The organism is Sulfurimonas denitrificans DSM 1251, assembly GCF_000012965.1.
Lineage (GTDB): Bacteria > Campylobacterota > Campylobacteria > Campylobacterales > Sulfurimonadaceae > Sulfurimonas > Sulfurimonas denitrificans.
Window position 1 is genome coordinate 371,119 of sequence record NC_007575.1, and the last position, 13,258, is coordinate 384,376.

The window sequence follows — 13,258 nt, forward strand, 5'->3', positions numbered from 1 at the left end:
AACCATAAATTTTGAAAATAATGCCAAAACTTTAACAAATTTTGCCTTAGTGTGAGGTTTGTTTGATATAATCGCATCATATTATTTTTAAAGTGGAAAAAAATGAAGCATATATTTTTAGTTTTCATAGCTGTTTTGCAACTCTTTGGAGGTGTAGTAAAATCGCAAATTGTTGGAGTTAATAAAGAGTTTAGTGAAGCTAGCATTAAAGTTGAGAAGATTGATGTTGGAGTTAGCGGTTTTGTTGTTCATGAGATATCAAAAGGTAAAAAAACAATTCTAGCAAACGCTATTGTAAAGAGTTTTGATCCCTCTTCTAAGATTGCTAAGATTGAAGTGAGTGAGTTTACCTCACTTAGTAGCAGTGCTCTGCCAAATGGTAAATGGAGTATTAAAGTTGGGGATGAAGTTGTATTGGCATTTGGATACACAAGAGGAGTTTTGATAGCTCCAAGTGAAGAGATTTACTACAGAATAACTAAAAATTCAGTTCTTGGGTGGGTTCACCCAGATCTTTTTGCTGTGATGCTCTCATATAATGGTCATCCAACACCATTAAGAAGTGATTTTTTGCAAATGAGCAACGATAATTCTGTTGGTTTAGTATTTATATTTTTACAAAATAGAGTCTATACATTGGACGCAAAAAGCTTTAAAATATTAACTATAACAGATGCTGCACTTGAACAAGAAGAGGTTAAACTACCTTTTTACACGAGAGTAGAAGAGATAAATTCACCATGGTGGAAGTGGTTTGATGAAGGAGCAAAAAAGCTTGATGAGTATGAACCACACTACTATGAGCTGATAATAGAGGCAAACAGAGATAATAAAGAGCTTTATGAGATAGTTAAAAAGGGTGGCGAAAAACTCAAAGATTTGCTTGAAGAATTTGAGATAAAAGGTTAAGAGATGATTGATAGTAAGCATTTAACACATTTTAGTGAGATAGTAGGAAGTGAAAATATTTACAGCGACAAAGCCCATCTTATCGCTTATTCGTATGATGCTACAAGAGAGCATTTTGAGCCAGATGCAGTTATTTTTCCAAGAGATGAAGATGATATAAGTAAAATATTAAAATACTGCAATGAGCATAAAATAGTTATAGTTCCTCGTGGAGCAGGTAGCGGCTTTACTGGTGGAGCGCTTCCAAGCAGCGGTGGAATTGTTTTAGCATTTGAGAAACATATGAATAAAATTCTTGAGATTGATATGAAAAATATGGTCGCAGTTGTTCAACCTGGTGTTATAAACATGGATTTGCAGCGTGCTGTTGAAGAGGTAGGACTTTTCTATCCGCCAGATCCAGCTAGCCAAGAGTACTCAAGTATTGGTGGAAACGTTAGTGAAAATGCGGGAGGAATGAGAGCTGCAAAGTATGGAATCACAAAAGATTATGTAATGGCTACTCGCGCAGTTTTACCAAATGGCGACATTATTAAAGCTGGAAAGAGAACTATAAAAGATGTAGCGGGTTATAATATTAGCGGGATTTTAATAGCTAGTGAGGGAACTTTAGCCGTTCTTAGCGAGATTACTCTAAGACTTATTCCAAAACCAAAAATGACAAAAACTGCTATGGGAGTTTTTAAAACCGTAAATGAAGCAATGAATGCTGTTTATAAAACAATGGCTAGTGGCATAACTCCAGTTGCTATGGAATTTTTAGACAACTTAACAATTAGAGCGGTTGAGCAAACTTACAAAAAAGGACTTCCTGTAGATGCTGGCGCTCTTTTAGTAACTGATGTTGATGGAAATCTTGAAGATGATTTAGATTTTCAACTTGGCGAAATCCAAAGAGTATTTATGGAAAATGGCTGTTATGAGTTTAAAATAGCAAAAGATAAAAAAGAGGCAAGTGATCTCTGGTTCGCAAGACGTAACGCTTCTCCATCTTTAAGCGTTTATGGAAGCAAAAAATTAAATGAGGACGTAACAGTTCCTCGCTCTGCACTTCCTGAGCTTTTAGAGAGATTTTACGCAATAGCTGATAAATACAACGTGAAAATCCCATGTTTTGGGCATACTGGAGATGGTAATGTTCATACAAATGTTATGGTTGATGGAAAAGATCCAGAGCAGGTAAAAATTGCTTATCAAGCCATAGAAGAGGTTTTTCAAGCAACTATTGATTTGGGTGGAACACTAAGCGGCGAACATGGTATAGGACTTGCAAAAGCTCCTTATATGTCAATGGCTTTTACTCCAGAGGAGATGGCTCTCTTTAAAGCTATCAAGATGGCATTTGATCCAAACAATATTTTAAATCCAGCCAAAATGGGTTTAAGCTAATATATTATGATAGATATAAAAGGTAAATTCCTTAAAATTTATGAATATGTAAAGTTGTTTGTAACTTCATTTATAGATAAAGATCTTACCTTTTATGCTGCAAGTTTAAGTTTCTATACTATTTTTACACTTATACCACTTCTGCTTATAACTCTTACTCTCTTTACTTCAATGCCAAATTTTGCTGATAGTTATGAGAAACTCCAAGAGTTTATCTTCTCAAATATTATGCCTGTAAATTCTGAAGCTGTTATGGGGCATATAAATGGGTTTTTGCAAAATTCTCTTGAGATGAGTATGATAAGTTTTGTAGCAGTTATAATCTCATCACTTCTCTTTTTTCAAAATTTTGAGTATATTGCAAATAAGATTTTTCATGTTAAAAAAAGAGGTATTTGGGAGAGCATAACAACTTTTTGGACACTCTTAACGCTCACTCCAATAGGACTTGGAGCCTCATTTTATATAACTGGGTATGTAGCAAGCCTTATGGCTGAGAATGAATATATCCCAAATATAAATATACTTCCATATATTCCTTACCTTATTATCTGGGTGCTATTTTTTCTTATATTTCAGATATCTGCAAATACAAAAATAGATGCAAAAGCTTCATTAATAAGCTCTTTTATAACTGCTATTATTTTTAGTATCGCAAAAAACGGATTTATTTACTATATTTTTTATAACAAATCTTATGCAACTATGTATGGCTCATTTTCTATTGTTATGATTCTATTTTTATGGATTTATGCTTCTTGGATTGTTTTTATTTATGGGCTTAAACTATGCTATTTGATAAATAGAGTATATGAAAATCGCACAACTAAAGAGAAGTAAGCTCCACATAACTTTTTTGTAAAAAATTGCTCCTAATGAGAGTAGCAGATAGAGTAAAAAAGTATAAATACCAATTCCAACTACCTCACCAGTTCGTCCTAAATCCAAAAGCCATAGCAAAGAGCTATCAAAAATTGAGCCATATCCAACTAAATGTGCAAATATAGAGAGTGGATAGAAAAGTGTAAAAAGCGTTGTCCAGATTATTGAGAGCGGATGCAGAGATGAGAAATTTTCAAAGATGGCAAGTGAATATGGCAACATAAGCAGATAAACCCAAATCGGCAGAAGTAAAAACTGCCACGCTTTACTTAAATTTTTAAAGTAGATAAAAAATAGAAATATATAAAAAACACCACTGCTAGATAGCCAAAAACCAAGAGAGAAAAAAAGGCGTGGAAAAAATGCTAAGAGAAGTAAAATTGTTATAAAAAGAGTCTGCATTGAGATGACTTCTATACCTCTCTCATAGAGAAAAAAGCCAACAATAAGCATCCCTAGCGCACGCACCAGAGATGGCGGAGAGCCTAAGAAGAGAGTATATGCAAACAAAATAAGAGCAACTATAAAAAAAGTATCACGCCAAGCGTTTGTATATGGGAAAAATCTATTTTGAAAAAAGGAGTAAATTGGGCGAATAAAAAAGTAGAGCAGGGCACTCAAAACCCCAAGATGAAAACCGCTAATTGCCAAGAGATGAGAGATTCCTAGATTTGAAAATATACTTTGAGACTCTTTTTCTAGCGGAGTTGCGCTATAGAGTGCATGATAAATATTTGCGATTGATTTATCTACATGTACATCTGAGATATAGTCGTTTAACTGCTGTTTTACTGTTTTTTGCTCATAAATATTTAAAATTTTACTATTTGCATAAAAGCTTGAGAGATAGCTCAAAAAGGTTAACTCTTTTGGCCAGATGAGGATTTTTATCTTCTTCTCTCTTATATCTTCGAGCGATTTTTTTGCAGTAGTATAAAAAGTAACGCCATCATCACTGCGCAGTTTTAAAACTTGATAAGCTCTGTTGTTTTTGCTCTTTAGATACTGTTTTAAAACAGTTGCTTCTTGGGTGATTGAATCAAATCGGTTAAATTCGTAATAGTTTTTGTACTCAAATAAAAGAGTGATTGTGAGGATAAAAAAAGCTAATGCCAGAGAGATAAAAATGTCTTGCTTTTTGGTAAAAAGCGAGACTCTCTCTATCATCTCTAAAGAGGCGGCATTGAGATAGTATCGTTTGAGATACTTATGTGTGCGGAGCGAGTATCAACATTTTCATAAACCGTCTCAATCGATTTTATATGGTTATGTGAATCAATAAACTTTGTAAGTTTTTTCTGAAATATTAGCTTAACATGTCCAGTTGGTCCATTTCTCTGTTTACCTATGATAATCTCAGCATCTTCCTCTTCACGTTCAACATAAGTGCTAACAAACTCATGACCTTTTGCTTTAGCCTCTTTTTCTCGCTCTTTCTCCTCTTTGTAGAGATAGACATCATCACGATAAACAAAAAGAATGATATCTGCATCTTGTTCAATTGAACCAGACTCACGGATATCACTAAGCATTGGCCTTTTATCGTTTCTTGATTCAAGTCCGCGATTTAGCTGTGAGAGAGCAACTATTGGCATATTTAACTCTCTTGCTAACATCTTAAGTCCACGAGAAATTTCTGAGACTTGCAAATGTCTATCTTGATTTCCGACACCGCTCATAATTTGAAGATAATCAATTACCGCTATCTCAATTTCTGGGTGTTGATTTTTGAGTTTTCTAAGTTTTGAGCGGAGTTGATTTATATTAATACTTCCATGGTCATCAACATAGAGTTTCGCACTGTTCATCTTGTCTATTGCTCCATTTAGCGAGCCCCACTGATCATTGCTCATATCTCCGACACGGAGTTTTTGAAGTGGTATAGCAGTTTGAATCGACAAAAGACGAAGCATAAGCTGTTCTGCTGGCATCTCAAGAGAGAAGAATGCAACTCCTTTGCCTTGCATGATAAGAGTGTTGACAGTGTTTAGTATAAAAGAAGTTTTACCCATAGCAGGGCGCGCTGCCACTATAACGAGATCACCTTTTCCAAATCCTGTTGTCATCTTGTTTAGCTCATGAAAACCAGTATCGACACCCACTAAAACAGTGTTTCCACGAGCTTTCATCTCTTTGATGTATGTCATCGTGTCAAATGTCATCTTTGGAGAGTCTTTAAAATCACTTGTTTGATTGTTTTGAGTAATTTCATAGAGTTTTTTCTCTACTATATCTATAACTTCTTGACTTGAGAGTTCCTCTTCAACTGTCACTCTTTTGATTTCTGTAGTAAGTGTTAAGAGGTGGCGCTTTAGGGATTTATCTCTTATCTCTTCTACATAAGCTTTCGTATTTGAGATTGGATTTGCAGAGAGAATTTCAAGCATTACATTTTCATCAAATTTTTTGATTTTTATAAGCTCTTTTTTTATGAACTCTTCATCAATTGGCTGATCTTTTTGAAAGAGAAGGGTCATGACTCCAAAGATATCTTGGTGCGCTGGTAGATAAAAATCATCTTTTTTTAGTTGTGAACTTAGCTCATCAAACTGGCTTGGCTCAAAAACTATGGAGCTTAAGATGCTTCTCTCAAAAGCTAGATTGTATAGGTTGTCTTGCATTAAAACTCTTTTGCCATTTTTTCTACTTCTTGTACAAATCTATCAACAAGCTCATGTTCATCGAGATTTGCTACAACTTCGCCTTTAACCATAACAAGCCCTTTTCCTTTGCCATAGGCAATAGCAATGTCTGCATGAGCTGCTTCTCCGATAGCATTTACAACGCATCCCATAACTGAGACATTAAGCGGTGCTTTTATATGTGTTGTTCGTCTCTCTATTTCGCCAACAGCGCTAACCAAATCAGCTTCTATGCGACCACATGTAGGACAGGAGATAATATTTAATCCATCTTTTGCAGCGCCACTATCTTTGAGTATTGCACGAGCAACATTTATCTCCTCTTCAAGCTCACCTGTAATACTAACTCTCATAGTATCGCCGATTCCATCAAGAAGAAGTGCACCTAAACCAATGGAGCTTTTTACTGTTGCATGAAAAAGTGTTCCAGCTTCTGTAACACCTAGATGAAAAGGGTAGTTGTTTTTTGGACGCAACATTCTGTATGCATCAACAGTCCTTTGAACATCACTAGCTTTTAGAGAAATCTTAATATCATCAAATCCCAAATCTTCTAAAAACTTAATGTTATACTCAGCAGAGGCTACCATACCCTCTGAAGTCTGTCCATACTTGTTTAAAAACTCTTTTTCCAAACTTCCAGCATTTACACCGATACGTATTGGGATGTTTCGTTCTTGGCAAGCTTTTACTACCTCTTTAACACGCTCACGTGAACCAATGTTTCCTGGATTTATTCGTATGCAGTCAACTACTTCTGCGGCAATTAGAGCTAGGCGATAGTTGAAGTGAATATCTGCAACAAGAGGAAGCGAGATTTGCTCTTTAATAGCCCTTAGTGCCAGAGCATCTTCCATCTCTGGAACTGCTACACGAACTATGTCACACCCGGCAAAATGGAGTCTTTTTATCTGCTCTACAGTTGAGAAAACATCTGAAGTTTTAGAAAATGTCATTGACTGAACACTTATAGGTGAATCACCACCAACTGCTACATTGCCCACAAATATCTGTTTAGTTTTTACTCTATTTATCATAGAGAGATTTTAGCTAGATTGGGATAAAAAAGTGCTTTTATTTTATATTATGCGCTAAAATTAACGTGTTGGTTTTAGCGGCAGGGAGTAAAGTCCCTACAACTCTCTAAAGCTATGAAAAACTTCATTTTTTAAGAGTTGCAGGTTGGGTAGTCAAGGTTTTAAAACTTAAATGTAAGGTTTGTGTAGAAGTATCTACCTGGCTCGTTTAATAACATTGTATTATCAGCTAAGGTAAGAAGAGTTAAGTCAACATAAGAGTTGCTTTGTTTGTAAGTTTTGTCAAATATATTATTTACACCCACGCTTAAGTCTGTATATTTGTTGATAGCATGTTTTACTTTTGCATTATAGATGCTCCATCCAGCAAGCTCTTGCTCACCATTATCACTATCAATCGTATCCCATCTATCAGATGCTTGCATCTCAAGTGTAGCTTTTGAGTTATTCATATACTCATAGTTAAGAGCAACATTTCCTCTAAGAGGCGCAATATCAGACAGGTCTCTATCTTTTTGAGTTGGGGTTGAAGTTTTTCTACCTTTTTTATATGAAGCACTTGCATCCATAGTTAAAGCGTCAGTTATAAAGTAAGAGCCACTTAGCTCTAAACCATAAACTTTAGCATCAATATTTTCAAAAGCATAAGCAGTTGGAGATGTATGTTTTAGGTAGATATAATCCTCTAACATAGAGTAAAATGTTTTTGCTTTAAACATAAAACTATCATAAGATGCTTCATATCCAAGATCAATCTCTCTATTTTTAGTCTGTTTTAGATTTTGAGTTCCTAAGCCACCAATATATAACTCTCTAGCATCAGGAACACGAGCTGATGAACCAACACCCAAAAATATGCTGTTTTGAGCATCAAGAGAGTAAGTTGCTATAATATTTGCATTAAGAGCTGAGTAATCATTATCTTGCTTTGTAACATCGTCTGGTTTTATGGTAGTCGAGTCAAATCTCGCACCACTCTCAATTTTTAAATCTCCAAAACTCTTTTCTACCTTAGCAAATAGAGCTCTGTTGTCAGTTTGAGTATGTGTTAAACTAACACTAGAAGCGCCAACAACTCCAGTTGTAGCGTTTGTCCCATAGCTTCTACCTTCCCATGTTCTTCTGCTGCCATCAAGACCAAAGAGTATTTTATACTCATCTAAATCAAAACTATTTTTAAGTTTTACGCCTTGCATTGAAGTTTTTAAATGATTTGTCATGTACGAAGTAGCACCAGAAACTCTATATTTTGTATCCATCGGGTGATCTACATCAGAGTAGTAATACTGGATATTTATATTTTTATATTTATTTGTTACATTGTCAATATTGTACTCAACACTATAAATATTTGAGTCATCGTATGCTGCGTCCATTTTTGAATTTGCATATAACACATCATCACTTCTGTTGCCTGTGTAACTCAGACGAAGCTCTTGATCTTCAAGGGTTTTTACAAAAACCTTACTCATAATGCTTTTTTTTGTATATGCTTCTATATCTTTGTATTGTGTTTGAAATCTTGTCATAGCAGGAGCGGAACCATTAGTTATGGCTTTGTCAACCTGTTCAGAGAGAGTGTCTCCATTGCCATCTTTATATTGATCACTTGTCTCATAAGATGCACTAATTAGAGCACGGATAGTATCAGTTCCACCACTTCCTGTTACACCTAATTTTTTATAACCCCAGCTTCCTAAACCAAAGTTTACTTCACCATGCATATCTTTTGTAGGTTTTTTTGTAGTGATTTTTAATCCACCACTCATTGTGCCAAAAGTCTCTACATCATAAGGTCCCTCAATTACTTCAACCTTATCTATCTGATTTGCTAAAATATGAGAAACAGGTGGGTCCATTCTATTTGGACATGCACCACAAACTTTTGTTCCATCAACTTCAACAGAGATGTTATCTCTTTTTTGTCCACGGATAAAAATGTCGTTTGCAATGCCGCTTCTGCGATTCATATCTATACTTGGAACGCTTGAACTTAGTGCTTGAGCTAAGTCTGCTGAGACTTGAGCATTTTGGCTTACTTCAGTTATAGTAGTTGATTCGACATTTACACTTGGTAATGCAACTTCATTTGCACCTAAAATAGTTACCGCTACAAGCGATAAAGGGATGATTTTTTTACTTAACATATAATTAACCTTAATTTTTAAAATAAGTTAATTATATAAGTTTTTTGTTACAAAAGTGTTAAATCAATTGAAAAAATATGTTAAAATTGCGTAATGAATATACAGATGATAAAAAAAATTATTTTAATAGTTTTAGGTTTAAGCCTCTCGGCTTATTTGATTTATAGTGGTTTTGAGATTTTGAATCATGAAGAGGCAAAACCCAAAGAGAGTGTTGAAGTTAAATAAGCTCAACACCTTTAGCAAAGTTCATAGTAACACAGTGAAGTGAACCATGTTGCTTTATAAGCGTAAAGCAGTTAATTGGCACGATATCTTTTGTAGGAAATGTATCTTTAAATATTTTAAGCGCTTCTTCATCCTCTTTTACCCCATAAATTGGCACTAATACAGCACCATTTACAAAAAGAAAATTTGCATAAGTTGCAGGTAGTCTCTCGTTATCGAAGTAACATGCTTCACTCATTGGAAGTGCAATAAGTTTAAAACCTTCATCTTTTGCAAATACTTTAAGCTCATCCTCCATAAGTTTTAACTCTTTGTAGTGTTCATCATTTTTATCTTCACACTTAACATACATGATAGTTTTCTCATCAACAAATCTAGCCAAAGTATCTACATGTGAGTCTGTGTCATCACCTGCTAGGTAGCCATGATTTAGATAAAGAATTTTGCTCATACCAAACTCATCTTTTAGTATTTGAGTCATCTGCTCTTTTTTAAGAGAACTATTTCTATTTTTATTTAACATACACTCTGAAGTTGTGAGAATCGTATTGACTCCATTGCTCTCAACTCCACCGCCCTCTAAAATCAAATCAATCGTTTTGAGTTTTTTACTGTAACTGTGTGCTATTTCTTTACTCATAACGTTATCTTTAGAAGCTTCAAACTTTCCGCCCCAACCTGTAAATGTAAAGTCAAGAAGTTCTACATTGGAGCCATTTTCAATACATAAAGCGGAACAATCCCTTGCCCAAGTGTCATTTGTCTCATACTCTACAAAGTACAAGTTCTTATTTGGCTCAAATCTTCTTTTCACATCTTGAACGTCAGCAGACACAACAAGACACTTTTGATACTTGATAATCTCTTTAATGATATTTTCAAAGGTCTCTTCAGCTTCGCTCAAATACTCTACCCAATCACTATTTACATGTGGAAAAATTATTTGTGTAAAACTCTGCTCTTCAAACTCTGCTATAAACCTTTTCATTTGGTATAATTCCTTCATGGCTACAATAATTTTAAATAAAAACAATTTTTTTAATAATCTCGACATTATCGCTAAATATAGCAAAAGTGTAGATAAAATCGCACTTGTTTTAAAAGACAATGCTTATGGGCATGGGCTTGTTGAAATGTCCTCTATGGCAAAAGAGTATGGCATCAAAAGGGCAGTTGTTAGAACTCATAGAGAAGCAGAGATAGCAGAGAGTTTTTTTAGTTATATCTTAGTACTTGGCGACATTCCAACAATGGTCTCTAAAACTATCAGATATACGATAAACGACTTAGAGAGTATTGATAAATTTCCAAAAGAGACACGAGTAGAGCTGAAAATAGACAGTGGCATGCATAGAAACGGCATAGCAATAGATGAAATAGAAGAGGCGTTTATAAAAATAAAAGCAAGAGGGCTACTCTTAGAGGGGCTCTTTACCCATCATAGAAGTGCCGACGAGCTTACAAGTGAGTGGTTTTGGCAAAAAAAGAACTTTGAAGATGCAAAAAGAATAGCAAAAGAGTTAGCCATAAAGTATGGCTTTGCTCCTCTTAGATTTCACTCCTCAAACTCTGCAGCACTATTTCGCAATGCTTCATTTGATGAAGATATGGCAAGAGTTGGGATTGCAGCTTATGGATGTATGACGCTTCCCAAACCACTACATGTAGATGGGTTTAAGCCAGTTTTATCGCTTTGGGCAAAAAAGCTCTCATCAAGAAAACTGAAGAGTCATCAAAGAGTGGGTTATGGCGGAGATGGAGAAATTTTATCTGATGGTGTTGTGAGTAATTATGATTTTGGTTATGGAGAGGGCTTTTTAAGAGTCTGCGCAAATGGCTATAAAACACCAGAGGGCATAGAACTCATTGGTAGAATCTCTATGGATAATAGCTCATTTCTAAGCTCAAAAGATAAACTGCTTATCTTCGATAGTGCGCTACATGTAGCAACTTACGCTTCAACTATAAGTTATGAAGTGCTGACTTCGCTTAAACCAGAGATAAAAAGAGAGATTTTTTAAACGCTAAAATTCTCACAAAGCTTATTGCTGGGTTTTCCGATATAGTAACCTTGAATAAAATCTATACCCATTTTTTCTAAAATCTCAAGAGACTCTCTATCTTCTACAAATTCAGCGATTGTTTTTAAGCCAAGATTAGAAGCAAAGTTAACTATGGTTTTTATGATAACTCTTGAGCTTTCATCTGTTGTTATATACTTTACCAAGGAAGCATCAATTTTAAGACAGTCAACATTTAGCTCAAAGACCTGTGAAAAGTTTGAATAGCCACTTCCAAAATCATCAATAGCTATTTTTGATCCATATTTTTTAACCTCTTTTATAAAACTTTTCATCTCTTGATAGTTCTCTATTTTATGGCTCTCTAAAATTTCAAAAACAACTCTTTGAGGCTCTGGAAATTCTCTAAGTTTTGAGAGTATAAATTTAAGTACCTCTTGGTTTTGAATATCTAGTATCGATAGATTTATTGAAAATTCATACTCTTTGTCTTTAAAAAACTCAAATGATTTTAGTATCATGGCTTTTGTTATCTCAGGATAGAGCTTTGATTTTATAGCGATATCCAAGAAAGCAAAAGGAGCAATAACGCTTCCATCCTCTCTAACTATTCTTGCTAATGCTTCATACTTCTCTATTTTTTTGCTTCTTGTATTGTAGATAGGCTGAAAGTATGGAGTTATTTGATTTTTGGCGATAGCCTCTTTTAGGATTAAAAGAGCGTCCATATTTTTTGTTATCTGCTCTTTTGCATTGAGTGAATCTTTGTAGATTACAACACTCTTTGCAGTACTCTTAGCTGCTTGGAGAGCTGTATTTGCCTTTATAAGAAGAGGGTCTTTGTTCGATGAGATTCCACAACTAAAAGAGATAAATATAGATTGCTCATCAATGCTGAATTTCGTCTCGTTTATTGTTTCAAGAAGAGTTTTTATTGTCTTATGAAAGTTATCTTCATCAAACTTATCTGTTACAAAAATAGCAAATTCATCATTTGGAAGTTTGTAAATAGAGCCTAAATCAGTGCAAAAATTTCGTATTCTTTGAGAGACTTGTATTAAAATTTCATCACCGATTGCATAACCATATAAATCATTTATGTCTTTAAAAGCGTCAATGTTTACAAGTGCTAAGTGCCTATGTTTTTTATCCATTGATAGTTCAATATCTTCTATGAGTTTTAATCTGTTTGGTAGTTTTGTAAGCCTATCTTGAAAAAGAGAGCTCTTAAACTCGAGAGTCTTCTGCTCAATCTTTTTCTCAAGTGTTTCATTGACTTTTTTAGAGAACCTAATGAGGTAAATTATAGCAATAAAAAGAAGTAAAAAAAGTATCAAATCATATAGAGCAGATTTAAAAAAGCCCTTGAAAAAGTAGTTACTTAGCTCTTTTTTTGGAATTTTAATACTTACAATGCCGCGTACCTCGCCAAGATTATAGTCATAAGAGTTCTCATAACTCTGTTGTATATAAGAGGGTGCATCATTTTTTGCACCATGACACTTCAAGCAAACAGGAGTAATTTTTAAAACAGTTGCATATTGATAAAAATTAGGATTTTTAGAGTTGAAATAGTAATCTTCATTTGAATTTGCCTTGAAAAAGTTTATAGCTTCAAGCTCATCTCTATCGGCAGAATTTTTACTGTTTCTAGCGCGATCAGAGACGGTTGAGAGAGTGATTTTAAGTGGATTATTTTGTGAAAACGCTTTTGATATATGGTAAGAACTATAAGCTGGAAGTGCCGAGAGAGTTTTTTGGTTAATATCTATAGTACCATTTAGAAAAAGATTTTGGTAGTAGTTTCTGTTTTCAATAACATAACTGTTTAAAACCTCTGCCTCTTTTTTTGCAAAATCAGCTTCTTTCTCTTTTGTTTCAAAATATATATATATTATTTTACCTGTTCCAATTATAAGAAAGAGTATAGGGATAATTTTTAAAAATTTACTGTTTAAACTATACACAATCTTCCTCAAGATAAAAATTAATTCTCAATTGTA

The 13,258-nt window shown here is 34.3% G+C and carries 11 protein-coding genes; 5 read left to right on the forward strand and 6 right to left on the reverse strand.

Annotated elements, in window-relative coordinates; translation table 11 throughout:
• Positions 1–102 precede the first annotated feature (102 nt).
• From SUDEN_RS01940 to SUDEN_RS01950, 3 genes are read left to right on the forward strand one after another with little or no spacing between them, the layout of a single operon-like run.
• Positions 103–909, forward strand: a complete 807-nt coding sequence (locus SUDEN_RS01940) for a plasminogen-binding N-terminal domain-containing protein (RefSeq protein WP_011372006.1) — start codon at positions 103–105, stop codon at positions 907–909.
• Positions 910–912: 3 nt separating this feature from the next.
• On the forward strand, positions 913–2,298 hold the full coding sequence (locus SUDEN_RS01945) for an FAD-linked oxidase C-terminal domain-containing protein (protein WP_011372007.1): 1,386 nt from the start codon (positions 913–915) through the stop codon (positions 2,296–2,298).
• A 6-nt stretch (positions 2,299–2,304) separates the two neighbouring features.
• Positions 2,305–3,138, forward strand: coding sequence for a YihY family inner membrane protein (locus tag SUDEN_RS01950; RefSeq protein ID WP_011372008.1), 834 nt, complete (start codon positions 2,305–2,307; stop codon positions 3,136–3,138).
• Here SUDEN_RS01950 and SUDEN_RS01955 read toward each other — a convergent pair.
• The 4 genes from SUDEN_RS01955 to SUDEN_RS01970 all read right to left on the reverse strand — a co-directional run bounded on the left by SUDEN_RS01955 (position 3,085) and on the right by SUDEN_RS01970 (position 9,006).
• Positions 3,085–4,347, reverse strand: a complete 1,263-nt coding sequence (locus SUDEN_RS01955; RefSeq protein WP_011372009.1) for a ComEC/Rec2 family competence protein — start codon at positions 4,345–4,347, stop codon at positions 3,085–3,087. The genes SUDEN_RS01950 and SUDEN_RS01955 overlap by 54 nt on opposite strands.
• Before the next feature lie 2 nt (positions 4,348–4,349).
• Positions 4,350–5,801, reverse strand: a complete 1,452-nt coding sequence (locus SUDEN_RS01960) for a replicative DNA helicase (protein ID WP_011372010.1) — start codon at positions 5,799–5,801, stop codon at positions 4,350–4,352.
• Entirely contained in the window at positions 5,801–6,859 is a 1,059-nt protein-coding gene (gene ispG, locus SUDEN_RS01965) for a flavodoxin-dependent (E)-4-hydroxy-3-methylbut-2-enyl-diphosphate synthase (RefSeq protein ID WP_011372011.1), read from the reverse strand. The genes SUDEN_RS01960 and ispG overlap by 1 nt, the downstream gene beginning before the upstream one ends.
• A 161-nt stretch (positions 6,860–7,020) precedes the next feature.
• Complete coding sequence (locus SUDEN_RS01970; protein WP_011372012.1) at positions 7,021–9,006, reverse strand: TonB-dependent receptor; 1,986 nt, start codon at positions 9,004–9,006, stop codon at positions 7,021–7,023.
• Positions 9,007–9,111: 105 nt separating this feature from the next.
• Here SUDEN_RS01970 and SUDEN_RS11530 point away from each other — a divergent pair, with 105 nt between their 5' ends.
• Positions 9,112–9,234 (forward strand): hypothetical protein, encoded by a 123-nt coding sequence (locus tag SUDEN_RS11530; protein ID WP_274378249.1) that lies wholly within the window; start codon positions 9,112–9,114, stop codon positions 9,232–9,234.
• Here the strand turns inward: SUDEN_RS11530 and SUDEN_RS01975 are convergent.
• Positions 9,227–10,222: an agmatine deiminase family protein gene (locus tag SUDEN_RS01975; RefSeq protein WP_011372013.1), complete on the reverse strand. Its 996-nt coding sequence runs from the start codon at positions 10,220–10,222 to the stop codon at positions 9,227–9,229. The genes SUDEN_RS11530 and SUDEN_RS01975 overlap by 8 nt on opposite strands.
• A 16-nt stretch (positions 10,223–10,238) precedes the next feature.
• On the opposite strand from SUDEN_RS01975, the gene SUDEN_RS01980 reads away from it, so the two are divergent.
• Positions 10,239–11,255, forward strand: coding sequence for an alanine racemase (locus tag SUDEN_RS01980; protein WP_011372014.1), 1,017 nt, complete (start codon positions 10,239–10,241; stop codon positions 11,253–11,255).
• Here the strand turns inward: SUDEN_RS01980 and SUDEN_RS01985 are convergent.
• On the reverse strand, positions 11,252–13,222 hold the full coding sequence (locus SUDEN_RS01985) for an EAL domain-containing protein (RefSeq protein ID WP_011372015.1): 1,971 nt from the start codon (positions 13,220–13,222) through the stop codon (positions 11,252–11,254). The genes SUDEN_RS01980 and SUDEN_RS01985 overlap by 4 nt on opposite strands.
• Positions 13,223–13,258 lie beyond the last annotated feature (36 nt).

Coding starts and splice junctions, on each gene's coding strand:
- ispG (WP_011372011.1), bottom strand. CDS start 6,859: ATGATAAATAGAGTAAAAACTAAACAGATATTTGTGGGCAATGTAGCA.
- SUDEN_RS01950 (WP_011372008.1), top strand. CDS start 2,305: ATGATAGATATAAAAGGTAAATTCCTTAAAATTTATGAATATGTAAAG.
- SUDEN_RS01955 (WP_011372009.1), bottom strand. CDS start 4,347: ATGATAGAGAGAGTCTCGCTTTTTACCAAAAAGCAAGACATTTTTATC.
- SUDEN_RS01975 (WP_011372013.1), bottom strand. CDS start 10,222: ATGAAAAGGTTTATAGCAGAGTTTGAAGAGCAGAGTTTTACACAAATA.
- SUDEN_RS01940 (WP_011372006.1), top strand. CDS start 103: ATGAAGCATATATTTTTAGTTTTCATAGCTGTTTTGCAACTCTTTGGA.
- SUDEN_RS01945 (WP_011372007.1), top strand. CDS start 913: ATGATTGATAGTAAGCATTTAACACATTTTAGTGAGATAGTAGGAAGT.
- SUDEN_RS11530 (WP_274378249.1), top strand. CDS start 9,112: ATGATAAAAAAAATTATTTTAATAGTTTTAGGTTTAAGCCTCTCGGCT.
- SUDEN_RS01960 (WP_011372010.1), bottom strand. CDS start 5,801: ATGCAAGACAACCTATACAATCTAGCTTTTGAGAGAAGCATCTTAAGC.
- SUDEN_RS01980 (WP_011372014.1), top strand. CDS start 10,239: ATGGCTACAATAATTTTAAATAAAAACAATTTTTTTAATAATCTCGAC.
- SUDEN_RS01970 (WP_011372012.1), bottom strand. CDS start 9,006: ATGTTAAGTAAAAAAATCATCCCTTTATCGCTTGTAGCGGTAACTATT.